The organism is Pseudomonas sp. MF08817 (assembly GCF_059862705.1).
Window position 1 is genome coordinate 32,917 of sequence record NZ_JCBCUY010000016.1, and the last position, 22,838, is coordinate 55,754.

At 58.3% G+C, this 22,838-nt stretch carries 21 protein-coding genes; 4 read left to right on the forward strand and 17 right to left on the reverse strand.

Going from position 1 to position 22,838, the window contains the following annotated elements; translation table 11 throughout:
- Nucleotides 1-19 precede the first annotated feature (19 nt).
- The 4 genes from glmM to rlmE all read right to left on the reverse strand — a co-directional run bounded on the left by glmM (nucleotide 20) and on the right by rlmE (nucleotide 4,986).
- Entirely contained in the window at nucleotides 20-1,357 is a 1,338-nt protein-coding gene (gene glmM, locus AC19YR_RS11935; RefSeq protein WP_500598575.1) for a phosphoglucosamine mutase, read from the reverse strand.
- A 16-nt stretch (nucleotides 1,358-1,373) separates the two neighbouring features.
- A complete protein-coding gene (gene folP / locus AC19YR_RS11940; RefSeq protein WP_500598577.1) occupies nucleotides 1,374-2,225 on the reverse strand; it encodes a dihydropteroate synthase in 852 nt (283 codons plus the stop codon).
- Between the two features lie 8 nt (nucleotides 2,226-2,233).
- Nucleotides 2,234-4,144 (reverse strand): ATP-dependent zinc metalloprotease FtsH, encoded by a 1,911-nt coding sequence (gene ftsH / locus AC19YR_RS11945; RefSeq protein WP_095105888.1) that lies wholly within the window; start codon nucleotides 4,142-4,144, stop codon nucleotides 2,234-2,236.
- 191 nt (nucleotides 4,145-4,335) lie between these two features.
- Complete coding sequence (rlmE, locus tag AC19YR_RS11950; RefSeq protein WP_095105886.1) at nucleotides 4,336-4,986, reverse strand: 23S rRNA (uridine(2552)-2'-O)-methyltransferase RlmE; 651 nt, start codon at nucleotides 4,984-4,986, stop codon at nucleotides 4,336-4,338.
- A 106-nt stretch (nucleotides 4,987-5,092) separates the two neighbouring features.
- Between rlmE and AC19YR_RS11955 the strand changes: the two genes are divergently transcribed.
- A complete protein-coding gene (locus AC19YR_RS11955) occupies nucleotides 5,093-5,401 on the forward strand; it encodes a YhbY family RNA-binding protein (RefSeq protein WP_095105884.1) in 309 nt (102 codons plus the stop codon).
- A gap of 7 nt (nucleotides 5,402-5,408) precedes the next feature.
- Here AC19YR_RS11955 and AC19YR_RS11960 read toward each other — a convergent pair whose 3' ends face one another.
- The 8 genes from AC19YR_RS11960 to grpE all read right to left on the reverse strand — a co-directional run bounded on the left by AC19YR_RS11960 (nucleotide 5,409) and on the right by grpE (nucleotide 15,930).
- Nucleotides 5,409-5,813 carry an MFS transporter gene (locus AC19YR_RS11960; protein ID WP_500598632.1) on the reverse strand — a complete coding sequence of 135 codons (405 nt, stop codon included), beginning with the start codon at nucleotides 5,811-5,813 and terminating at the stop codon, nucleotides 5,409-5,411.
- A gap of 28 nt (nucleotides 5,814-5,841) precedes the next feature.
- The gene (gene greA, locus AC19YR_RS11965; RefSeq protein WP_095106997.1) at nucleotides 5,842-6,318 is read right to left on the reverse strand and encodes a transcription elongation factor GreA; all 477 of its coding nucleotides are present in this window, start codon (nucleotides 6,316-6,318) and stop codon (nucleotides 5,842-5,844) included.
- A gap of 2 nt (nucleotides 6,319-6,320) precedes the next feature.
- A complete protein-coding gene (carB, locus tag AC19YR_RS11970) occupies nucleotides 6,321-9,542 on the reverse strand; it encodes a carbamoyl-phosphate synthase large subunit (RefSeq protein WP_500598579.1) in 3,222 nt (1,073 codons plus the stop codon).
- A gap of 135 nt (nucleotides 9,543-9,677) precedes the next feature.
- Nucleotides 9,678-10,814: a glutamine-hydrolyzing carbamoyl-phosphate synthase small subunit gene (carA, locus tag AC19YR_RS11975; RefSeq protein ID WP_500598581.1), complete on the reverse strand. Its 1,137-nt coding sequence runs from the start codon at nucleotides 10,812-10,814 to the stop codon at nucleotides 9,678-9,680.
- 259 nt (nucleotides 10,815-11,073) lie between these two features.
- Nucleotides 11,074-11,880, reverse strand: a complete 807-nt coding sequence (gene dapB / locus AC19YR_RS11980) for a 4-hydroxy-tetrahydrodipicolinate reductase (protein ID WP_095105876.1) — start codon at nucleotides 11,878-11,880, stop codon at nucleotides 11,074-11,076.
- Between the two features lie 10 nt (nucleotides 11,881-11,890).
- Nucleotides 11,891-13,015: a molecular chaperone DnaJ gene (gene dnaJ, locus AC19YR_RS11985; protein WP_500598582.1), complete on the reverse strand. Its 1,125-nt coding sequence runs from the start codon at nucleotides 13,013-13,015 to the stop codon at nucleotides 11,891-11,893.
- 323 nt (nucleotides 13,016-13,338) lie between these two features.
- Nucleotides 13,339-15,258, reverse strand: a complete 1,920-nt coding sequence (gene dnaK, locus AC19YR_RS11990) for a molecular chaperone DnaK (protein WP_500598583.1) — start codon at nucleotides 15,256-15,258, stop codon at nucleotides 13,339-13,341.
- A gap of 102 nt (nucleotides 15,259-15,360) precedes the next feature.
- Entirely contained in the window at nucleotides 15,361-15,930 is a 570-nt protein-coding gene (grpE, locus tag AC19YR_RS11995) for a nucleotide exchange factor GrpE (protein ID WP_095105870.1), read from the reverse strand.
- A gap of 248 nt (nucleotides 15,931-16,178) precedes the next feature.
- On the opposite strand from grpE, the gene recN reads away from it, so the two are divergent.
- Complete coding sequence (gene recN, locus AC19YR_RS12000; RefSeq protein ID WP_500598585.1) at nucleotides 16,179-17,852, forward strand: DNA repair protein RecN; 1,674 nt, start codon at nucleotides 16,179-16,181, stop codon at nucleotides 17,850-17,852.
- Between the two features lie 72 nt (nucleotides 17,853-17,924).
- Here recN and fur read toward each other — a convergent pair whose 3' ends face one another.
- Complete coding sequence (fur, locus tag AC19YR_RS12005) at nucleotides 17,925-18,329, reverse strand: ferric iron uptake transcriptional regulator (RefSeq protein WP_003197684.1); 405 nt, start codon at nucleotides 18,327-18,329, stop codon at nucleotides 17,925-17,927.
- Between the two features lie 97 nt (nucleotides 18,330-18,426).
- On the opposite strand from fur, the gene AC19YR_RS12010 reads away from it, so the two are divergent.
- Nucleotides 18,427-18,954: an outer membrane protein assembly factor BamE gene (locus AC19YR_RS12010; RefSeq protein WP_500598586.1), complete on the forward strand. Its 528-nt coding sequence runs from the start codon at nucleotides 18,427-18,429 to the stop codon at nucleotides 18,952-18,954.
- A gap of 55 nt (nucleotides 18,955-19,009) precedes the next feature.
- Here AC19YR_RS12010 and AC19YR_RS12015 read toward each other — a convergent pair whose 3' ends face one another.
- From AC19YR_RS12015 to AC19YR_RS12025, 3 genes are read right to left on the reverse strand one after another with little or no spacing between them, the layout of a single operon-like run.
- On the reverse strand, nucleotides 19,010-19,324 hold the full coding sequence (locus AC19YR_RS12015; RefSeq protein ID WP_500598587.1) for an RnfH family protein: 315 nt from the start codon (nucleotides 19,322-19,324) through the stop codon (nucleotides 19,010-19,012).
- Nucleotides 19,317-19,751: a type II toxin-antitoxin system RatA family toxin gene (locus AC19YR_RS12020; protein ID WP_500598589.1), complete on the reverse strand. Its 435-nt coding sequence runs from the start codon at nucleotides 19,749-19,751 to the stop codon at nucleotides 19,317-19,319. The genes AC19YR_RS12015 and AC19YR_RS12020 overlap by 8 nt, the downstream gene beginning before the upstream one ends.
- Before the next feature lie 7 nt (nucleotides 19,752-19,758).
- Complete coding sequence (locus AC19YR_RS12025; protein WP_500598591.1) at nucleotides 19,759-21,162, reverse strand: sodium-dependent transporter; 1,404 nt, start codon at nucleotides 21,160-21,162, stop codon at nucleotides 19,759-19,761.
- 115 nt (nucleotides 21,163-21,277) lie between these two features.
- Here AC19YR_RS12025 and smpB point away from each other — a divergent pair, with 115 nt between their 5' ends.
- A complete protein-coding gene (smpB, locus tag AC19YR_RS12030; protein WP_095105858.1) occupies nucleotides 21,278-21,760 on the forward strand; it encodes an SsrA-binding protein SmpB in 483 nt (160 codons plus the stop codon).
- Between the two features lie 45 nt (nucleotides 21,761-21,805).
- On the opposite strand, the gene AC19YR_RS12035 is transcribed toward smpB, so the two are convergent.
- Nucleotides 21,806-22,576, reverse strand: coding sequence for a GntR family transcriptional regulator (locus AC19YR_RS12035; protein ID WP_095105856.1), 771 nt, complete (start codon nucleotides 22,574-22,576; stop codon nucleotides 21,806-21,808).
- Between the last annotated feature and the right edge of the window lie 262 nt (nucleotides 22,577-22,838).

Consider the following 22,838-nt stretch of genomic DNA (forward strand, 5'->3'; position numbering starts at 1 on the left):
CAACACTGGCAAGCCGAAATCAGGCAGAAACTTCAGCAACCAGTTTTGCCAGCTCCTCTGCATAGCCGCGAACCTGAGCCTCGTCATCACCTTCGACCATGACACGAACCAAAGGCTCAGTGCCCGACTTACGCAACAACACGCGCCCACGACCAGCCATCGCAGCAGTGACACGGGCGCACGCCTCTTTGACAGCATCATGCTCGACCGGGTTTACCCCACCCGAGAAGCGCACGTTCAGTAAGACCTGGGGGCACTTGCGCAGCGCCTGACGAGACTGGGCAAGGCTTTCATTACGCCGCTTCAAGGCCATCAAGACCTGCAACGCGGCAATAATCGCATCGCCCGTCGTAGTGTGCTGGAAGCACACGATATGTCCGGAGCTTTCACCACCAACCTGCCAGTTGCGCTCCAGCAGATCCGCAATGACGTAGCGATCACCTACATTGGCGCGAACAAATGGAATGCCCAGATCAGCCAGGGCCAACTCCAGCCCCAGATTGCTCATCAGCGTACCGACCACACCGCCCTGCAGCTGCTTACGCTCATGCAAATCGCGCGCGATGATGAACAAAAGTTCGTCGCCATCAACTATCGCTCCGGTGTGATCGACCATGAGCACCCGGTCGCCGTCACCATCAAAAGCTATCCCAAGATCAGCATGCTCAGCCAACACTGCCGCCTGCAATGAGGCCATGTGAGTGGAGCCACAATTGTCATTGATGTTCAGCCCATTGGGCTGTGCGGACAGCACAGTAACCTCGGCGCCGAGCTCGCGGAACACACTGGGTGCAACCTTGTAGGTCGCACCATGGGCACAATCAAGTACAACCTTGAGCCCGGAGAAACTCGTACTGGTAGGCACACTGCTTTTACAGAATTCGATGTAGCGGCCCGACGCATCGTTGATCCGCGAAACCTTGCCTATCTTGCTGGACTCGACCACCGTCATCGGCGTCTCAAGCAACTCTTCGATCATCAGTTCGATTTCGTCCGGCAGCTTGGTCCCCTGCCCGGAGAAGAACTTGATGCCGTTGTCATCATGGGGATTGTGCGACGCACTGATGACAATACCGGCCTGAGCCTGAAACGTGCGCGTGAGGTAAGCAATGGCTGGCGTAGGCATAGGGCCAAGCAACATGACATCGGCGCCGGCAGATGTCAGGCCAGCCTCTAGAGCCGACTCGAACATGTAGCCAGAGATTCGCGTGTCTTTACCAACAAGCACTTTGCAAGCACCCATGCTGCGGAAGGCCATACCTGCGGCCCATCCGAGCTTGAGCATAAAATCCGGTGTGATCGGGTAAACGCCGACACGACCACGAATGCCGTCGGTCCCAAAATATTTTTTAGTCATAAGTGCTCCATCATTCCTATTCGGCCGATTCCACCGCAGCGAGCATCCGCACCACATCGACCGTTTCGGCGACATCATGAACTCGCAAAATCCGTGCACCTTTCACAATTGCCAATGCAGCGAGCGCGAGACTGCCGTGAAGGCGCTCTCCTACGGGGCGATTCAACGCCAGGCCTATCATGCTCTTGCGCGAAACACCGACCAACAGCGGCCGACCAAGAGCATGCAAGGCGTCCATATGCTTAAAAAGACTTAGATTGTGCTGCAGGTTTTTAGCGAACCCGAATCCCGGATCGAGAATGATGCGATCAGGCGTGATTCCCACAGCGGCGCATTGGGCAACGCGCTCAACCAGGAACTCTCCGACCTCACCAACAATATCGCGGTACTGCGGGTTGTCCTGCATGTCACCCGGCTCACCAAGCATATGCATCAAACACACTGGCAGCCCTGTTGCCGCAGCTGCATCCAAAGCACCCTCCCGTCGCAGGGATCGAACATCGTTTATCAGCCCAGCCCCCAAACGGGCAACCTCACGCATCACCGCAGGCGTGGAGGTATCCACCGAGATAATGACATCTAGCTCACGATGAATGAGTTCGACAATAGGCGCGACGCGCTCCAACTCCTCAAGAGGCGATACCATCCGCGCACCAGGACGGGTCGATTCTCCGCCTACATCAATCAGCGTGGCGCCAGCGTCGACCATCGCTCGCGCATGACGCAAGGCTGCATCCAACTGGCTGAATCTGCCGCCATCGGAAAAGGAGTCAGGAGTGACATTAAGGATACCCATAACATGCGTATGGGCCAAATCAAGAACCCGATTGCCGCAAGGCAATCGGGTGGAGGAGGGAACAAAAGTCATTTCAAGCCTTAAACGTCAGCAGCAGGGCCGCCAATAGGTGTTTCCGGACGCTCATCCTGCACAACCGGCGGAGTACCCGAAGTACCGGCGCCACCCGACCAATCACGAGGCTCGCGTGGCGGGCGCCCCGCCATGATGTCGTCAATCTGTTCGGCATCAATGGTTTCGTACTTCATCAAGGCATCAGCCATCGCATCCAGCTTGTCGCGGTTATCCGTGAGGATTTGTTTAGCCGTGCCATAGCACTGATCGATGATGCTGCGCACCTCGGAATCGATCAGCTTAGCGGTTTCACCGGAGAAGCTAGCATGCTGACCACCGCCGCCACGACCGAGGAACACTTCACCCTCTTCTTCTGCGTACATCAAGGGGCCAAGCTTCTCGGACAAACCCCATTTGGTAACCATATTCCGCGCTATCTGGCTGGCACGCATGATGTCGTTGGACGCACCTGTCGTCACACCGTCAAAGCCCAAGGTCATCTCTTCGGCAATACGCCCACCGTAAAGCGAGCAGATCTGGCTGATGAGCGCACGCTTGGAGAGGCTGTAGCGATCCTCTTCCGGCAGGAACATCGTCACGCCCAGGGCTCTGCCGCGAGGAATGATCGAAACTTTGTAGACAGGATCGTGCTCCGGCACGACGCGCCCGACAATGGCGTGACCAGCCTCGTGATAAGCGGTGTTCTGCTTCTCTTTCTCCGACATGACCATGGATTTGCGCTCTGCGCCCATCATGATCTTGTCCTTGGCCAGCTCGAATTCTTTCATCTCAACTACACGCTTGCCTGTACGAGCAGCGAACAGCGAGGCTTCGTTGACCAGGTTTGCCAGGTCAGCACCCGAAAAACCAGGAGTACCGCGGGCAATTACCGCAGGAGCAACGTCGTCGCCCATCGGCACCTTGCGCATGTGAACCTTGAGGATCTGCTCACGCCCCCGAATATCGGGCAAGCCCACCACGACCTGACGGTCGAAACGGCCTGGACGCAACAGCGCCGGGTCGAGCACGTCGGGGCGGTTGGTTGCGGCGATGACGATGATGCCGTCATTCATCTCGAAACCATCCATTTCCACCAGCAACTGGTTGAGCGTCTGCTCACGCTCATCATGACCACCGCCCATGCCCGCACCACGATGGCGACCAACGGCATCGATCTCGTCGATGAAGATGATGCACGGTGCGTGCTTTTTCGCCTGCTCAAACATGTCGCGAACACGGCTGGCGCCCACACCGACGAACATCTCGACGAAATCGGAACCGGAAATGGTGAAGAATGGAACCTTGGCTTCACCAGCGATAGCCTTGGCCAGCAGGGTTTTACCGGTACCTGGCGGACCGACCATCAATACGCCACGAGGAATACGGCCACCCAAACGCTGGAACTTGCCTGGATCGCGAAGGAACTCGACCAGTTCGCCGACTTCTTCCTTGGCCTCGTCGCAACCTGCGACGTCGGCCAGGGTGGTTTTCACCTGATCTTCAGAGAGTAGGCGCGCCTTACTCTTGCCGAAACTCATCGGCCCGCCCTTGCCACCGGCCCCGCCCTGCATCTGCCGCATAAAAAACATGAAGACCGCGATTATCACCAGGATCGGGAAGCTAGCGACCAGAAGTTGAGTCCAGATACTTTGCTGTTCGGGCTGCTTGCCCTCGACAACTACATGGTTGTCCACCAGATCGCCAATCAGGCCATTGTCTTGGATCGCCGGACGGATGGTCTTGAAGCTGTCGCCATCGGTGCGCTTGCCGGTAATCACGTAGCCATCAACCGCTACGCGCTCGACCTTGCCATCCTTGACCTGCTGGATGAAGTCGGAATAGTTGAGGGTTTGCGGCTCGTTAGGACTGGAGAAGTTGTTCATCACCGTCACGAGGACAGCTGCGATGATCAACCACAGGATCAGATTCTTTGCCATATCGTTCAATTAACTACCCTCTGAAGCAAGCTCCGCTACTGGCGCGCGCTTCGCATGATATTCACCGGCCTAACTTACTACATTACCTACAGCTCTGGCAGGCGCTGTCTGTAACCCTTTGTGAAACTTTGACTACAAGATATTCGTAAAGCTTCGTGACGAAAGCGACACAAAAAAACCTATCGGCTCACTCAAAGACGCTCATCGCTGGCAGCGCCTTCTATCCCACGAAAACCGCGTCCCAGCAAATACTGCTCGCGGGAACGGTCACGCGATGAGATCGGCTTGCGCATCTGAACCTTGTCGAACAGTTTGCGGATGTCCTTGTGGTATTGATCGAAGCCTTCACCTTGGAAAACCTTGATTAAAAAATCACCACCTGGACGCAGTACCCGCCCCGCCAAGTCCAATGCCAATTCGCAGAGGAACATCGCGCGCGGCATATCTACAGCAGCCAATCCACTCATATTGGGGGCCATATCGGAAATCACAAGGTCTACCTGCGTATTTCCGACCGCTTCCAGGATTTGCGCCAGCACCGCATCTTCGGTGAAGTCGCCCTGAATGAAGGTCACATCGGGAATACTGTCCATTTCCAGGATGTCGGAGGCGATCAAGCGGCCCTGACCGCCAATCAGACGACTGGTCACCTGGGACCAACCGCCGGGCGCCGCCCCCAGATCAATAACGGTCATGCCTGGGCGGATCAAGCGGTCTCGCTCCTGGATCTCCAGCAATTTGTAGCTTGCGCGGGAACGGTATCCATCTTTTTGCGCCATTTTGACGTAGGGATCGTTGAAATGCTCTTTCAGCCAGTTATGGCTAGTCTTGGAACGGGCCACGGGCCACCTCTAAAAATAAATCGGGTCGTGATTAACTGGGCGGTCCCGGACTCGCTCGGGTAAACTGGCCGCCGCTTTTTACAAGATCAGACGCAGGGGTCAGATTATGCCGCTCACTCAAGAGCAGAAGAAACAGTACAAATCCATTGGCCACCATCTGAAACCAGTTTTGACTGTGGCTGACAACGGTTTGACTGAAGGTGTGTTAGCCGAACTCGAACGCGCCCTAGGCGATCACGAGTTAATCAAGATCAAACTCAACATCCTGGATCGCGAAGCGCGCCTGGCTGCCATTGCAGAACTCTGCAAGGCCGGCAAGGCTGACCTGGTCCAGGTCATCGGCAAGATGGCGTTGATTTATCGCAAGAACTTCAGCGCCAACAAGCAGCTGTCGAACGTGCATCGCTTCAAGTAAAAAAGAGTCAAGGGTGTGCTTCGCGCACCCTGCCACTCCACCCAGGCACGGGTTGCATCACCAGTACCAGCCCGCTGATGCCAAGCACAAGATAGTTCAATAACTGCCAGCGCAATGCATCCGGCAGCATCAACTGCACAATGAAGTACATCACGCTCGCATAAACAGCGACCAGCAGCATTTGCCCGCGAACATCCCGCCACAAGCCCGGCAGCCCCAGCACTTGCGTCAGCACCAAAATCTGGAAACACACGCACGCCGCTGAAAAACCAACCAGCAGCGTGCTCAGGGAACGTGAGATTTCATCTATCAGCAGCGGTGCCAGGCCGATTCGATCCAGCACCGGCAGCACGCCAAGATAAAGCAGCCAGAGGCCACCGACCCATAGCATCTGGGTCAATTGCCAAAGCATGGCGCCGGCCTGGAGCAGGCGCCCGCCTTCAGATGTGACGAACTTCGACAATCTCGTACTCGATCACACCACTGGGTGTTTTGACAGCGACTACATCGCCCTCTTCCTTGGCGATCAACGCCCGAGCCAGAGGCGATCCGACAGAGATCTTGCCGAGCTTGAAGTCCGCTTCATCTTCACCAACGATCTGGTAGGTGACGCGCTCGTCAGTCTCGACGTTGGCGATTTCGACAGTTGTACCGAAAATCACCTTGCCGGTGTGAGGAATGGTCGTAACGTCGATGATGACCGCATTCTGCATACGACCTTCGATGTCACGAATCCGCGCCTCGACCATCCCCTGCTGCTCGCGGGCAGCGTGGTACTCAGCGTTTTCCTTCAGGTCACCCAACTCGCGGGCCGTACCGATGTCCTGGCTGAGCTTGGGACGGACGACCTTGGTCAGGTGAGCGTGCTCTTCTTCCAGGGCGCGAGCGCCCTGAACAGTCATGGGGTACTTGGTTATGCTCATGCCTTCAATCCTGCGTGTAGATCCTGCAAGCGACGCACGGTCTTTTCCGGACCGAACTTGAGCGCTTCGCAGATGGCTTCGCCAGCAGCAATGGTGGTGGTGCAGTAGATCTTGTGCTGCAGAGCGTTGCGACGAATGGAATAGGAGTCAGCAATCGACTGACGCCCTTCTGTGGTGTTGATAATCAGGGTCACTTCGTCGTTCTTAATCATGTCGACCACGTGCGGACGACCTTCGGTCACCTTGTTCACGCGGCGCACTTTCAGGCCGGCCGCCTCGATCAACTTGGCAGTACCGGCGGTAGCCACTACATCGAAGCCCAGGCTGATAAGGTCACGGGCCACACCCGCCACCAGCGGCTTGTCGTCGTCACGCACACTGATGAAGGCAGTACCACCAGTGGGCAACACTTCACTGGCGCCCATCTGGGCCTTGGCAAAGGCTTCGCCGAAGGTATCGCCAACGCCCATCACTTCACCGGTGGACTTCATCTCTGGGCCGAGGATCGGATCGACTCCAGGGAATTTGGCGAATGGGAACACCGCCTCTTTCACACTGTAGAAGTTCGGAATGATTTCCTTGGTGAAGCCGATTTCCTTCAGGGTTTTACCTGCCATCACACGAGCGGCGATCATGGCCAGGGAAACACCGATGCACTTGGACACAAACGGCACGGTACGCGAGGCGCGCGGGTTGACTTCGATGACGTAGATGTCTTCGCCCTGCAGCGCCAATTGCACGTTCATCAGGCCGACAACGCCTAGTTCCAGGGCCATTTTCTTGACCTGCTCGCGCATTTCGTCCTGGATGTGGGCGGGCAGCGAGTACGGAGGCAGCGAGCAGGCGGAGTCACCGGAGTGAACGCCCGCCTGTTCGATGTGCTGCATGATCGCGCCGATCACCACGTCGGTGCCGTCGCAGACAGCGTCTACGTCCATTTCGATGGCGCAATTGAGGAAGTGATCCAGCAGCACCGGGCTGTCGTTGGACACTTGTACCGCTTCGCGCAGGTAACGCTTGAGTTCTTCTTCTTCGTAGACGATTTCCATCGCCCGACCGCCCAATACGTAGGACGGACGCACCACCAGCGGGTAGCCGATCTTGCTGGCTGCACGGATGGCTTCGTCTTCGCTGCGCACGGTGGCATTCGGCGGCTGGCGTAGGTTCAGGCGTTCAACCATTTGCTGGAAACGCTCGCGGTCTTCGGCACGGTCGATGGCATCCGGGCTGGTACCGATAATCGGCACGCCGGCTTCTTCCAGGGCACGGGCCAATTTCAATGGCGTCTGGCCACCATATTGCACGATCACACCCTTGGGCTTCTCGACCCGGACGATTTCCAGCACGTCTTCCAGGGTGACCGATTCAAAGTACAGGCGATCGGACGTGTCGTAGTCGGTGGAAACGGTTTCCGGGTTGCAGTTGACCATGATGGTCTCGTACCCGTCCTGGCGCAGGGCCAGAGCCGCGTGCACACAGCAGTAGTCGAACTCGATACCCTGGCCGATACGGTTCGGCCCGCCACCGAGGATCATGATCTTGTCACGGGTCGATGGGTTAGCTTCGCACTCCTCCTCGTAGGTGGAGTACATGTAAGCGGTGTCAGTGGCGAACTCGGCCGCGCAGGTGTCAACGCGCTTGTAGACCGGGTAGACCTCGAGTTTGTGGCGGTGGCGGCGCAGGCTCTTCTCGGTCACACCCAGCAGCTTGGCCAGGCGCATGTCGGAGAAACCCTTGCGCTTGAGGCGGTACATGGTGTCACGGTCGATGCTGGCCAGGCCCAGGGTCTTGACGCGCTCTTCGTCCTTAATCAGATCTTCGATCTGCACCAGGAACCAAGGGTCGATCATGTTCATGGCGAAGATGTCTTCGACGCTCATACCCGCACGGAAGGCATCCGCCACGTACCAGATACGCTCGGCGCCCGGCACGGTCAGTTCGCGCTTGAGCACCGCCATGCTTTCCGGATTGCTCAGGTCGAGCTTCGGATCGAGGCCACAGACGCCAACTTCAAGGCCGCGTAGGGCTTTCTGCAGGGATTCCTGGAAGGTCCGGCCGATGGCCATGACTTCGCCCACCGACTTCATTTGCGTGGTCAGGCGAGCGTCAGCCTTAGGGAATTTCTCGAAGGCAAAGCGCGGCAACTTGGTAACGACGTAGTCGATGGACGGCTCGAAGGACGCCGGGGTCTTGCCGCCGGTGATTTCGTTCTGCAACTCATCGAGGGTGTAGCCGATGGCCAGCTTGGCGGCGACCCGGGCAATCGGGAAACCAGTGGCCTTGGAGGCCAGGGCCGAAGAGCGGGATACCCGCGGGTTCATCTCGATCACGACCATGCGGCCAGTGGTCGGGCAAATGCCGAACTGGACGTTGGAGCCGCCGGTTTCCACGCCGATCTCGCGCAGTACCGCCAGGGAGGCGTTACGCAGGATCTGGTATTCCTTGTCCGTCAGGGTCTGGGCCGGTGCCACGGTGATCGAGTCACCGGTGTGCACGCCCATCGGATCGAAGTTTTCGATTGAGCAGACGATGATGCAGTTGTCCTTTTTATCGCGGACAACTTCCATTTCGTACTCTTTCCAACCGATCAGCGATTCGTCGATCAGCAGTTCCTTGGTGGGCGACAGGTCCAGGCCACGGGTGCAGATTTCTTCGAACTCTTCGCGGTTGTACGCGATGCCGCCGCCGGTGCCGCCCATGGTGAAGGACGGACGGATGATGCACGGGAAGCCAAGCTTCTCCAGCACCGCGTTGGCCTCTTCCATGGTGTGGGCGATGCCGGAGCGCGGGCAGGCCAGGCCGATGGATTTCATGGCCTTGTCAAAGCGCGAACGGTCTTCAGCCTTGTCGATGGTGTCGGCATTGGCGCCGATCATTTCCACACCGAACTTCTCCAGGACGCCTTCGCGCTCCAGATCCAGGGCGCAGTTCAACGCAGTCTGACCGCCCATGGTCGGCAGCAGTGCGTCCGGGCGTTCCTTTTCGATGATCTTGGCGACGGTTTGCCACTTGATCGGCTCGATGTAGGTGGCATCGGCCATGTCTGGGTCGGTCATGATGGTGGCCGGGTTGGAGTTCACCAGGATGACGCGGTAACCCTCTTCGCGCAGGGCCTTGCAGGCCTGGGCGCCGGAGTAGTCGAATTCACAGGCCTGGCCGATAACGATCGGGCCAGCACCGAGAATCAGGATGCTTTTTATGTCTGTACGTTTTGGCATGGGTTGTCACTCAATCCGCAGGTCCGACGGCATTCCCGAAGGAGGAACCGCCTTAAACAGTCTTTGAAGAACCTGCCGGGGCCGCCGGTTGCACCGGGGCCGCCCGCAGGCGCTTCGCTACATCAAGGCCAGCCGTTAGCGGCGCTTGGCCATTTCGTTGATGAAGCGGTCGAACAACGGCGCCACATCATTCGGACCCGGGCTGGCTTCAGGGTGCCCCTGGAAGCTGAACGCGCTCTTGTCAGTGCGCTCGATGCCTTGAAGGGTGCCGTCGAACAACGACTTGTGGATCGCCCGGACATTGGCCGGCAGCGTGGTTTCATCCACCGCGAAGCCGTGGTTCTGGCTGGTAATCATCACCACGCCCGTGTCCAGGTCCTGGACCGGGTGGTTGGCACCGTGATGACCATGGCCCATTTTCAGAGTCTTGGCGCCAGACGCCAGGGCCAGCAGTTGGTGGCCGAGGCAGATGCCGAAGACCGGGATATCGGTTTCCAGCACAGCCTTGATCGCAGTGATCGCGTAGTCGCAAGGCTCAGGATCACCCGGGCCGTTGGACAGGAACACGCCATCCGGGTTAAGCGCCAGCACATCGGCCGCAGGGGTTTGGGCCGGTACCACGGTCACGCGGCAACCGCGCTCGACCAGCATGCGCAGGATGTTCACCTTGACGCCGTAGTCGTAGGCCACAACGTGGTAAGGCAACTCGGAGGCCTCGATGGTGGCGTGGCTGTCGGTTTTCAGGTCCCAGACCGTGGAGCGCCACTCGTACTGCTTGGTGGTGCTGACGACTTTCGCCAGGTCCATGCCCTTGAGACCAGGGAAACCCCCGGCCGCAGCGATGGCGGCTTCTTCACTGATATTGTCGCCGGCCATGATGCAGCCGTTCTGTGCGCCTTTCTCACGCAGGATGCGGGTCAGGCGGCGGGTGTCGATACCGGCGATTGCCACCACGTTGTTGGCTTTCAGGTAATCGGACAGGGGCATCGTGCTACGCCAGTTGCTCGCAACCAGCGGCAAATCGCGGATCACCAGGCCGGCCGACCAGACGCGATCCGACTCGGCATCTTCAGGCGTGGTGCCCGTGTTGCCGATGTGCGGGTAGGTCAGGGTAACGATCTGTTGGGCATAGGAAGGATCGGTAAGGATTTCCTGATAGCCGGTCATTGCGGTGTTGAACACCACCTCACCAACGGTTTGACCGTCGGCTCCAATGGCTTCGCCGCGAAAAATGCTGCCATCAGCAAGGGCGAGTATGGCTGGCTTAGTCAAGAAGACCTCCCGTAAATAAAGCCTGAAAGGGCGATCGCAGGTTGCAAAAAAGCGGAGTGACGTATGGACACGTCACCCCGCTTTTTCACTGAATTATTCTGCGCGCTTTTAGTGGACACACTAAAGCTGTAGCTTACAGAAAAAGGCCTTTTTGGTCCACCGCTAAAGAGCCTTAAAGGCAGAGGAATGCGACAGAACATCGCTTAGCGGTTGAAAACGGGGCCCAAGCCTAAAGGTAGAGCCCCGTTTTAGCTACATCTCAACGAAGTTCGAGCACATCCTGCATGTCATATAGGCCAGCCTCGCGCCCTTGCAGCCACAACGCCGCACGTACGGCGCCCTTGGCGAAGGTCATACGGCTCGACGCCTTGTGGGTGATTTCCAGACGCTCGCCCTCAGTGGCGAACAGCACCGTGTGATCCCCCACCACATCACCTCCACGCACCGTGGCGAAACCGATGGTTTCGCGCTCGCGCTCGCCGGTGTGGCCTTCGCGGCCGTACACCGCCACCTTGGCAAGGTCACGCCCCAGCGCATCGGCGATCACTTCGCCCATGCGTAACGCGGTGCCTGAAGGCGCGTCGATCTTGTGCCGGTGATGGGCTTCGATGATCTCGATATCCGCATCGTCACCCATGACTCGCGCCGCCATGTCGAGCAACTTCAACGACAGGTTGACGCCAACACTGAAGTTGGCGGCGAACACAATCGCAATGTCCTTGCCCGCCTCGGCCAGTACTTGCTTCTGCGCTGCGTCCAAGCCTGTGGTGCCGATCACCATGGCTTTACCTGCCTGACGGCAGACTTCCAGGTTTTTCAGCATCACCGAGGGCAGCGTGAAGTCGATCAGGACGTCGAATTCGTCTACCACGCTTTCCAAGTTGCCGCACAGCGGTACGCCGATGCGGCCAAGGGAAACCAGCTCACCAGCATCGGCGCCGACCAGCGAACCGCCCGGGCGCACGATGGCGGCCGTCAAGCCGCACTGTGGCGCGCGCTGCTGCACCGCTTCGATCAGGTTCTTGCCCATGCGCCCGGCAGCGCCCATTACAGCTATACGTCGCATGCGCCGCTCCTTACAGATCACCGAAGAAGCGCTTCACGCCTTCGAACCAGCCTGTGGTTTTGGGCGAGTGGGTGTTGTCGTCCGCAAGGGAACCGCGCAGCTCTTCGAGCAATTCGCGCTGACGACGGCTCAGGTTGACCGGCGTCTCGACCGCAACACGGCACATCAAGTCACCCGCGCCACCACCACGCACCGGCGCCACGCCTTTGCCGCGCACACGGAACTGCTTGCCGGTTTGCGTACCTTCCGGGATTTTCAGCTTCACTCGGCCGTCCAGAGTCGGGATCTCCAACTCGCCACCCAGGGCCGCATCGACAAAACTGATCGGCACTTCACAGAACAGGTGCTTGCCGTCGCGCTGGAAAATTGCGTGTTCGCAGACATTGATGACCACATACAGGTCACCCGTCGGCCCGCCCTGGGCGCCCGCCTCGCCTTCGCCGGAGAGGCGGATGCGGTCGCCGGTATCGACACCCGCAGGCACCTTGACCGACAACGTCTTGTACTCTTCGACGCGGCCTTCGCCGTGGCAGGAGTCGCACGGATCAGAAATGATCTTGCCCTGGCCATGGCAACGCGGGCAGGTCTGCTGCACCGAGAAGAAACCCTGCTGCATGCGAACCTGGCCGATGCCGCCGCAGGTCGGGCAGGTGATTGGCGAAGAACCTTTCTTCGCACCCGAGCCGTCGCATGGCTTGCAGTTAACCAGCGTGGGCACACGGATGTTGACGGTGGTACCGCGCACCGCCTCTTCCAGGTTCAGCTCCAGGGTGTAGCGCAGGTCACTGCCGCGCTGGGCGCCGCCACGGGAACCGCCGCGAGCGCCACCAAAGAAATCGCTGAACACATCACCGAAGATGTCGGAGAAATTCTGGCCGCCAAAACCAGCACCGCCGCCGCCCATGCTCGGATCGACGCCCGCATGGCCGTACTGGTCATACGCGGCGCGCTTGTTGGGATCACACAGGCATTCATAGGCCTCGTTGGCCTCTTTGAACAGATCTTCGGATTCTTTGCTATCCGGATTACGGTCCGGGTGGTGCTTCATCGCCAGACGGCGGTAAGCCTTTTTCAGCTCCGCTTCGCTGGAGCCGCGCTCCACACCCAATACTTCGTAATAGTCACGTTTTGCCATAAGTCTTTGCACTCTTAAGGACGTTCGGCAAACCCCTCCTGAGCTTCGCCAAACTCGTTGAGCCCCAATACAGGCCCGGACCCAACTCACGTCAATTCAACGATCCTGGTCTTTTGATTTTTCAGCCAGGAACCCGGCCAAAAACGCGATGACTGCCGCCCGGAAAGCAGGAGCATTCCCGATCGCACCGCCAGCATCCGAACGAAGTCGCATACCGTGAAAATTCACTTGCTCCAGACACGCCAACGCGGGAGCAAGCTCCCGCGCGGCGCCATCCTACCAGCCACCGCTTGAATGCAGTTAACCGGCCGACCAACAACTAATTACTTGTGGTCTTTTACTTCTTCAAACTCAGCGTCGACAACGTCGTCAGCTTTTTCAGCCGCCGGCTCGCCTTGCGGTGCCGCGCCATCAGCTGGCTTGGCTTGTTCGGCGTACATCTTCTGGGCCACTGGCGCAGAGACCTTCGACAGTTCTTCAACCTTGGCTTCGATGGCAGCCTTGTCGTCGCCTTTGACGGCGGCTTCCAGGGCAACCACTGCCGCTTCGATGGCTGTCTTCTCTTCGTCAGTCACCTTGTCGCCAGCATCAGCGATCATTTTGCGCGTGGAGTGAACCAACGCATCGCCCTGGTTGCGGGCACTGGCCAGCTCTTCAAACTTACGGTCTTCTTCGGCGTTGATTTCAGCATCACGAACCATTTGCTGAATCTCGTCCTCGGACAGACCCGAGTTGGCCTTGATGACGATCGACTGAGTCTTGCCGGTCGCCTTGTCCTTGGCACCTACGTGCAGGATGCCGTTGGCGTCGATGTCGAAGGTCACTTCGATTTGCGGCACGCCACGGGGTGCTGGCGGAATCTCGGCCAGGTCGAACTTGCCCAGCGACTTGTTCTGCGCCGCTTGCTTACGCTCGCCTTGCAGCACGTGAATGGTCACTGCGCCCTGGTTGTCGTCGGCCGTCGAGAACACTTGCGATTTCTTGGTAGGAATCGTGGTGTTTTTCTCAATCAGCGCGGTCATCACGCCACCCATGGTTTCGATACCCAGGGTCAGCGGGCTGACGTCGAGCAGCAGCACGTCTTTCACGTCACCGGCCAGTACCGCACCCTGGATTGCAGCGCCCATGGCAACGGCTTCGTCCGGGTTCACGTCCTTGCGTGCTTCTTTGCCGAAGAAGTCGGTTACCAGTTTCTGTACCAACGGCATACGGGTCTGGCCGCCGACCAGGATCACGTCGTTGATCGCACCAACGTCGATACCGGCGTCTTTCAGGGCAATGCGGCAAGGCTCGATAGTGCGCTGCACCAGGTCTTCGACCAAGGCTTCCAACTTGGCGCGAGAAATCTTCACGTTCAAGTGCTTAGGACCGGTGGCGTCTGCCGTGATGTACGGCAGGTTGACGTCGGTCGACTGGCTCGAAGACAGCTCGATCTTGGCTTTTTCCGCAGCCTCTTTCAGGCGCTGCATCGCCAGCGGGTCACCTTTAAGGTTCATGCCGCTTTCTTTCTTGAATTCGTCGACGAGGTAGTCGATCAGACGAATGTCAAAGTCTTCACCACCCAGGAACGTGTCGCCGTTGGTAGCCAGTACTTCGAATTGGTGCTCGCCATCGACTTCGGCGATTTCGATCACGGAAACGTCGAAAGTACCGCCGCCCAGGTCATAAACGATCACGGTGTGATCGCCTTTTGCCTTATCCATACCGTAGGCCAGAGCGGCCGCGGTAGGCTCGTTGATGATCCGTTTAACGTCCAGGCCCGCGATGCGGCCGGCGTCTTTAGTGGCCTGACGCTGGCTGTCGTTGAAGTACGCCGGAACGGTGATAACCGCTTCGGTCACCGCTTCGCCAAGATAGTCTTCAGCAGTTTTCTTCATCTTTTTCAAGATTTCAGCCGAGATTTGTGGCGGTGCCATTTTCTGGCCGTTCACTTCAACCCAGGCGTCGGCATTGTCAGCCTTGACGATCTTGTAAGGGACCATCTGAATATCTTTCTGTACAACTTCTTCGTCGAAACGACGACCGATCAGACGCTTCACCGCATAGAGGGTGTTGTGCGGATTGGTCACGGCCTGACGCTTGGCCGATTGGCCGACCAGGATTTCACCGTCGTTGGCGTAGGCAACGATCGACGGCGTGGTGCGCGCGCCTTCGGCGTTCTCAATAACTTTAGCCTTGCCGTTTTCCAGCACGGAGACGCAGGAGTTGGTGGTCCCCAGGTCGATACCGATAATTTTGCCCATGTTCACTCTCCCGAAACTTTGGATTTGGTTGCCGCAGCAGTGGTGGCTATCTGCGGTAGCACTTAAACGCTTGACTTATAAATGGGGGCCTTACGGCTAATTTCAAGCCTGCTCGTCAATCGAGGGTGCAACAGCGGCAGGCGCCTTGCTGACCACGACCATTGCCGGACGCAACAAGCGGCCGTTGAGCTGGTAACCCTTCTGGAATGCGGCGACCACGCTGTTAGGCTCAAGGTCGGCATTCTCTTGAATCGACATCGCCTGGTGGCAATCGGCATTGAACGGCTCGCCGCACTGCGGGTCGATGGCTTCCAACTGATAACGCTTGAGGGTGTCCTCGAACATTTTCAGGGTCAGCTCAATGCCTTCGCGCATCGGACGGATACTCTCGTCGTCCGGATTAGACAACTGCAGGCCACGCTCCAGGCTGTCGATGATCGGCAACAGGTCGCGCGCAAACTTCTCCAGCGCAAACTTGTGGGCCTTTTCTACATCCAGATCGGCGCGACGCAGAACATTCTGCAGCTCGGCGGCGGTGCGCTTGGTTTGATCCTGCGCACCGGCCAGTTGCTCCTCGAGCGCTTGCACACGAGCCCCGAGATCCTCGTTGGAATCCTGGGAAGCCTGATTGGCATCTGGATTTTGCGTATCCAGCGTCTGTTCGTCAGCCATAGATTTCTCCTCTCAATTTCGTCTGCGAGCTCGACTCGCACTTCTGTCCCGGTATATGGGGCCGCATTTTCCAGGTTCAAGGGCCGCGGGCCGGCAAAACCCATTTCCCTGCGAAATATCAGGCTATTCAAATTCCTACTCGCACTAAAGATGCGTCGATAACGAGAAAAACGAGCTAAGCGCCGGGATTGTCACACCCGAATAAAACACTGTATAAATAACCAGACAAAACACCCGAGAGCCTCCCTATGCTGGTCCACCTGTCTGTCCATAACTACGCCATCGTTGAACATCTCGATCTAGAACTCGATCGTGGGATGAGCGTAATCACAGGCGAAACCGGTGCCGGGAAATCGATCATGCTCGATGCCCTGGGCCTGACTCTGGGCGACCGCGCCGATAGCGGTGTGGTTCGTCCAGGCGCGGACAAAGCCGACATCCTCGCAACCTTCGACCTGAGCGACATCCCGGAAGCCAGCGCCTGGCTGGCCGAGCGCGACCTGGACTGCGACGGCCCCTGCATCCTGCGCCGGGTCATTACCGCCGAAGGCCGCTCACGCGGCTACATCAACGGCACGCCCTGCCCTTTGGGCGACCTCAAGGCCCTCGGCGAACTGCTGATCGACATTCATAGCCAGCATGAACATCAATCCCTGCTGAAAACCGACACCCACCGTCGCTTGCTCGACGAATACGCGGGCGCCACCGACCTGGCCCGTCAGGTACACCTTGCCGCCCAGCGCTGGCGCCAGACCCGCCAAGAGCTGGAACACCTTTCCAACTCCGGCGACGAACAGCGTGCACGCCATCAACTGCTCAGCTACCAACTCGAAGAGCTGGAAAATCTGGGCCTTGGCGAGAACGAACTGGAGCAATTGGAGCAGGAACACAAAAACCTGACCAACGCCGAGACGGTGCTGGGGATCTGCCGGCAGGTCGTGGAGCAATGCAGCGAAAGCGATTCCGGCAATGTGCTCAACGCACTCACCGCCAGCCTCAACCGTCTCTCCAGCGTAAACAACAGCAGCGGCGCTCTGGGCGAGGCCACCAGCCTGCTGACCAGCGCACAAATCCAGGTGGAAGAGGCTGTTGGCGAACTCAATCGTTTCCTCGATCATTTCGATGCCGACCCGGCACGCCTCCAGTACCTTGAGGAGCGCTTGGACGCGATCTACACCCTGGCGCGCAAACACCGCATCCAGCCCGCAGACGTGGCGCAAATGCAGCAAAAACTTCTGGATGAAATCGAAACCCTGAACGCCAACGATGAATCTATCGAACGGTTGCGCGAAGAACTGACGTCCTATGCCCGCCACTACCAAGAAAAAGCCCGCGACCTGAGCGATCTACGCCAAGGTGCAGCCTCTGGCCTGGCGTGCGCAGTAGAAGCAGAAATCCAGCGTCTGGGCATGCCCGGTGGGCGCTTCACCATTGAACTGCGACCCAATACCGGCACCGAGCTGTTGCCCCATGGCCTGGAGCAAGTCGAACTACTGGTCAGCGCCAACCCCGGGCAGCCTCTCAAGGCCCTGGCTAAAGTGGCCTCGGGTGGAGAGTTGTCACGGATCAGCCTGGCCATTCAGGTGATTACCGCCCAAACCTCCCGTGTGCCGACACTGGTGTTCGATGAAGTCGACGTGGGTATCGGCGGCCCCACGGCGGAAATCGTCGGGCAATTGCTGCGGCGCCTGGGTGAACGCGGCCAGGTGCTGACAGTGACGCACCTGCCACAAGTGGCCTCCCAGGGCCATCAGCACCTATTTGTCCACAAGGTGCGCGGCGACGATGCGACCCACACCGCCGTATCCAAACTAAGCAAAAATGAACGCGTGGAAGAAGTTGCGCGGATGCTCGGCGGCATCGACCTGACCAAGGAATCCCTGGCTCACGCCAAGAAAATGGTAGTCACTGCAAAAAACTGAGTACGCCACAAAGCACGAAGGCGACCCTTGGGTCGCCTTCGCTCGTTTCGCGGACAACACCGCGCGACATGCTTACTTTTTCTTGCGTACGTACAGCACCAGATTGTGGTCAACCATCTCGAAACCGTACTTATCGACGATGGCTTTTTGCAGCCTCTCGATTTCTTCGTCGAAGAATTCGATGACTTCACTGGTCTCGACGTTGACCATATGGTCGTGATGCTTGCCGTCATCGAGTTCAAATACCGCGTGGCCGCCATCGAAGTTATGACGGACCACCAGGCCTGCCGCTTCGAATTGGGTCAGTACACGGTAAACCGTGGCCAGACCGACATCCTCTCCAGCTTCCATCAGCGCCTTGTAAACATCTTCGGCACTCATGTGACGCTGCTCGGCGGAATCGAGCATTTGTAGAATTTTGACCCGTGGCAGGGTCACTTTAAGGCCGGCTTTACGTAGTTCGCTATTTTCAACCATGGTCAGCTTTCTCGCGATGCTGCTTCGCAGCTTCTCTTAATACGGGTATGATCGGCGTTTACGTTGTCCCAGCCAAGATAGTGGAAGTCGCCCACCGATGCAAAACACCAAGCTCTTGCTAACCAGTTTCACCTTTGTGGGACTGCTCGCACTCGCCGGTTGTTCATTCCCCGGGGTTTACAAAATCGACATCCAGCAGGGCAATGTCGTCACGCAGGACATGATAGACCAGTTACGCCCGGGAATGACCCGCCGGCAAGTACGGTTTATTATGGGCAACCCTCTGCTGACAGACACATTCCATGCCGATCGCTGGGATTACTTGTATAGCCTGCAGCCCGGAGGCGGTGAGCGCCAACAGGAGCGCGTCAGCGTTATCTTCAACGCCAACGATCAACTCGTGAGCCTTTCCGGTGACTTCATGCCGGGCGTGAGCCGTGACGAAGCGATCCTGGGCAAAGACAGCGCCACAACCGTGACCGATCCGGCGCAGAACGCCGAGAAGGCAAAACCAGAAAAACCGGTCAAGCCGGGTTCTCTGCTGGATAAGATCCAGAAGGATGTCGACGGTGTAGAAACTGTTCCAGTCCCGAAGCCAGAGCCACTGGATACCTCGCCGCAATAATCGGCCAGATAACAAAAAACCCGGCATGCCGGGTTTTTTGTTGCACACCAAAAAGCTAGAGCCCCATCGCCTTGGCCTGCGCAGCTTTGGCCGCCCTCAAGCGTCGCACCTCTTTAGGATCGGCCAGAAGCGGGCGATAAATTTCGATCCGATCGCCCTCCTCGATCAAGCGGGCCTGCGGGTCTGCCACCACTTTGCCAAAGATCCCGACTTGGCAATGCTCCAGATCCAACTTCGGAAACTGCGCCGCAACACCCGACTCACGCAACGCTGCCTGCACACTCGTGCCATGCGCAACGCGAGCCTTGAGCAAAACCTGACGCTCGGGCTCGGCATAGACCACCTCGTACTCGATCAATGGCTCAACCATGCATCTGCTTGGCGCGCTGGCAAAACGCGTCCACCAGGGTGTTAGCCGCCTGATTGAACAAAGGCCCCAGCGTGGCACGCACGATGGGCCCGGCGTAATCAAAAGACAGGTCCAGGCTGATCTTGCAGGCTTTCTCCCCCAGCGGCTTGAACACCCAGATGCCGTGGAGCTGGTTGAACGGCCCTTCTTCCAGGTTCATTTCAATCGAATGCCCCGGCACCAGGGTGTTCTTGGTGACGAAGTGCTGGCTGAGCCCGCCCTTAGCCACGCCGACACTGGCGCGCATATGCTCGTCACTGGCTTCAAGCACCTGGGCAGACGAGCACCAGGGTAAAAACTCCGGGTAACGCGCCACATCATTGACCAGGTCATAGAGGGCTTGTGCCGGATAGGGCAACAGGGCCGAACGTTGGATATGGGTCGTCATGTCAGCGTCACTTCCACAGCTGGGCGGCAAATACTACGAGGATGCCGATGGGCGCCACATAGCGCATCAAAAACAAGGTCAGGGCAAACAGGGCCGGGCTGCGCATCGACAATTCATCACGCACGGCCTCGCGCCCCATCACCCACCCGGCAAACATCACGAAACAGAGTCCGCCAAGGGGCAACATGATGCGCGATGTAAAGAAATCGATCACCCCAAAGAAGTCCAGACCATTTGCCGCACCCCATTGGTAGAGATGAAAGCCGGCGCCATCGTTCACGAAAAACTTGGCCTGCTTCCAGATATTGAAAGAAAACACCGTCCCCAAACCGACGAACCAGCAACTGAATGACAGCCAGAACGTGACCCAGCCACGGCGAACCCCGCTGCGCTCCACCAGGTACGCCACCATGGGTTCGAGCAGGGAAATGGCCGAACTCCAGGCCGCTACCGCCACGAGAACGAAAAACACCAGCCCCATTAATTGGCCGAACAGGACATTGCCGAAGGCGAACGGCAGGCTGACAAACATCAGCCCCGGCCCTTCGCTGGGGTTCAAGCCCGCGGCGAACACGATCGGGAACAGCGCCAACCCGGCCAGCAGCGACACAAAGGTGTCCAGCAAGGCAACACCAACGATGGTCGCCGAGATTGAAGATTGTTTCGGCATATAGGCGCCGTAAATCATGATCGAGCCAACGCCCACGCTCAGGGAAAAGAACGCATGGCCCATGGCGGGCAACAAACCATCGAGGAGTTTTTCCGGGCGGAAGTCGAACATAAAATGCACACCGTCCATGAAATGCCCGGTGGTCAAGCTGTACACCAGCAGAATCACCAGCATCACGAACAGCAACGGCATCATGATCCGCAGGCTGCGCTCCAGGCCCGCGACCACGCCCTTGGCGATGACCACGGCCGAGAGCAGCATAAACAACGTGTGCCACAGCGTCAGGCGCCACGGATCGGCGATGACCTCGGCGAAATGCGCCCCCACCTGCTCTGGCGTCGCGCCCTGAAAATCACCGCGGCCCATATCGATGATGTAATCCAGGGACCAACCGCCCACCACGCTATAGAAGGACAGAATCAGCAGCGCCGTTATCATCCCGGCAAATGCGCCCCAGGACCAACGGGCACTGTGCCCCGCCTCAAGGGCCAAGACCTTCAAGGCATTGGCTGGACTCTGCCGCGCACGGCGCCCGATAAGGGTTTCGGCCAACATCACCGGAACCCCGATCAACGCGATACAGGCCAGAAAGGCCAAGACAAAGGCACCGCCTCCGTACACCCCGACCATATAGGGGAATTTCCAGATACTGCCCAGGCCTACCGCCGCGCCCGTTGCCGCGAAGATAAACACCCAGCGACTGGCCCAACCGCCATGGACAGAAACCTTGTCTGTCGACATCCAACACGTCCAGCGTCAAAAAAAGTGGCCGCATTGTCCGGGATTCACACAAGGTGCTCAAGCACGCAGCTTCACCGTAGCCGACTCGCGCGCAACTGCCTATAATGCCGCCCCTATGGCTAAACAGAAGAAACACCCAACAGGGACCATCGCGCAGAATAAAAAGGCGCGTCACGATTACTTCATCGAACAACGGTTCGAGGCTGGTCTGGTCCTGGCCGGCTGGGAAGTAAAAAGTCTGCGGGCGAGCAAGCTCCAACTGGTCGACAGCTATGTGCTGCTCAAGGATGGCGAAGCCTGGCTGCTGGGCAGCCACATCACGCCGCTGACCACCGCCAGCACCCATGTCATTGCCGACCCGGTACGCACGCGCAAGCTGCTGCTCAACGCGCGCGAGCTGGAGAAGCTGGCCGCCGCCGTGCAGCAGAAAGGCTACGCCTGCGTGTGCCTGTCGTGGTACTGGAGCAAGCACCTGGTCAAGTGCGAAATAGCCCTGGGCAAAGGCAAGAAGGAATACGACAAGCGTGATACCGAGCGCGAACGCGATTCCAATCGCGAATTGCAGCGCGCGGTGCGCAACAAAGGCAAGGAAGACTGATTCTCCTGGCCTGAGCCGGCTATCGCGGGCAACCCGCGGTAGCCGTCACTCCATTCCCTTGCGCCGCTCGGCCCGAGCCATGCGCTGTACTTCCTGACGCACCTCTTCCAACACTTCCTGCACATACAGGATGTGGCGGCTCGACACCTCGCGCGCGTCTTCGGCTCGCCCTTCAATAATCGCCAGGTACAGCTCCCGGTGCTGGCTAATCAGCATGTCGCGGGTTTCTGTACGCTGCTTGTACATGCCGCCGATGTTGGTCACTACGTTGCGCTTGAGCAGGTCGAACAGCCCGCGGATGGTGTGCAGCAACACCGCGTTATGGCTGGCCTCGGCAATCGCCAGATGGAATTTTGCATCCGCCGCCCCCTCCTCCAGGCGGCTGACATCGTCGCACCGGGCGTAGCAATTCTGTAGCTCTTCAAACGCGCCCGTCAGGCGCTCGCGGTCAACTTGGGTGGCACGCAATGCTGCGTAATAGGCGCAAGAAGCCTCCAAAGTGTGGCGAAATTCCAGAAGATCGCGCTGAGCTTCGGGGTTGCTCTCCAACAAATGCAGTAACGGGTCACTGAACGTCGAGCCCAGGGAATCAACCACATAATTGCCACCACCCTGGCGACTGACCAGCAAGCCCTTGGCCGACAACTTCTGGATTGCCTCACGCAACGACGGGCGCGACACGCCAAATTGCTCGGCCAATGCGCGCTCGGCCGGCAATCGCTCGCCGGACTTGAGCGTGCCCTCGAGAATCATCTCCTCAAGCTGCTCGACAATATCGTCAGACAAACGGCGCTGACGAATCTGATCAAACCCCATAACTCACTTCTCCACGATCCCGGCCACTCGCCGGGGTGTCTATTCTGGCCTATTGGCGCGGCGCCGACACCTGGCAGACACCCTTTGATTTACCCGTGCAGACGCCCGTGCGGGCCGGCATTGGACAAAAGTTTTAGGGCGACAAATTGACACGCCCAGCATAAGGCTTTTAACCTAGCGCCTAGCCATTGTAAATTGGTATGACCAATTATCCAATGCCGCTAATCAGTGCCTGACCAACAACAATTAGGGGCCACCCCAT

Bases quoted from the DNA above. Each gene is read 5' to 3' on its own strand.
- glmM (WP_500598575.1), bottom strand. From the start codon at position 1,357: ATGACTAAAAAATATTTTGGGACCGACGGCATTCGTGGTCGTGTCGGC.
- folP (WP_500598577.1), bottom strand. From the start codon at position 2,225: ATGACTTTTGTTCCCTCCTCCACCCGATTGCCTTGCGGCAATCGGGTT.
- ftsH (WP_095105888.1), bottom strand. From the start codon at position 4,144: ATGGCAAAGAATCTGATCCTGTGGTTGATCATCGCAGCTGTCCTCGTG.
- AC19YR_RS11955 (WP_095105884.1), top strand. From the start codon at position 5,093: ATGCCGCTCACTCAAGAGCAGAAGAAACAGTACAAATCCATTGGCCAC.
- AC19YR_RS11960 (WP_500598632.1), bottom strand. From the start codon at position 5,813: ATGCTTTGGCAATTGACCCAGATGCTATGGGTCGGTGGCCTCTGGCTG.
- carB (WP_500598579.1), bottom strand. From the start codon at position 9,542: ATGCCAAAACGTACAGACATAAAAAGCATCCTGATTCTCGGTGCTGGC.
- dapB (WP_095105876.1), bottom strand. From the start codon at position 11,880: ATGCGACGTATAGCTGTAATGGGCGCTGCCGGGCGCATGGGCAAGAAC.
- dnaJ (WP_500598582.1), bottom strand. From the start codon at position 13,015: ATGGCAAAACGTGACTATTACGAAGTATTGGGTGTGGAGCGCGGCTCC.
- dnaK (WP_500598583.1), bottom strand. From the start codon at position 15,258: ATGGGCAAAATTATCGGTATCGACCTGGGGACCACCAACTCCTGCGTC.
- grpE (WP_095105870.1), bottom strand. From the start codon at position 15,930: ATGGCTGACGAACAGACGCTGGATACGCAAAATCCAGATGCCAATCAG.
- recN (WP_500598585.1), top strand. From the start codon at position 16,179: ATGCTGGTCCACCTGTCTGTCCATAACTACGCCATCGTTGAACATCTC.
- fur (WP_003197684.1), bottom strand. From the start codon at position 18,329: ATGGTTGAAAATAGCGAACTACGTAAAGCCGGCCTTAAAGTGACCCTG.
- AC19YR_RS12010 (WP_500598586.1), top strand. From the start codon at position 18,427: ATGCAAAACACCAAGCTCTTGCTAACCAGTTTCACCTTTGTGGGACTG.
- AC19YR_RS12015 (WP_500598587.1), bottom strand. From the start codon at position 19,324: ATGGTTGAGCCATTGATCGAGTACGAGGTGGTCTATGCCGAGCCCGAG.
- AC19YR_RS12020 (WP_500598589.1), bottom strand. From the start codon at position 19,751: ATGACGACCCATATCCAACGTTCGGCCCTGTTGCCCTATCCGGCACAA.
- AC19YR_RS12025 (WP_500598591.1), bottom strand. From the start codon at position 21,162: ATGTCGACAGACAAGGTTTCTGTCCATGGCGGTTGGGCCAGTCGCTGG.
- smpB (WP_095105858.1), top strand. From the start codon at position 21,278: ATGGCTAAACAGAAGAAACACCCAACAGGGACCATCGCGCAGAATAAA.
- AC19YR_RS12035 (WP_095105856.1), bottom strand. From the start codon at position 22,576: ATGGGGTTTGATCAGATTCGTCAGCGCCGTTTGTCTGACGATATTGTC.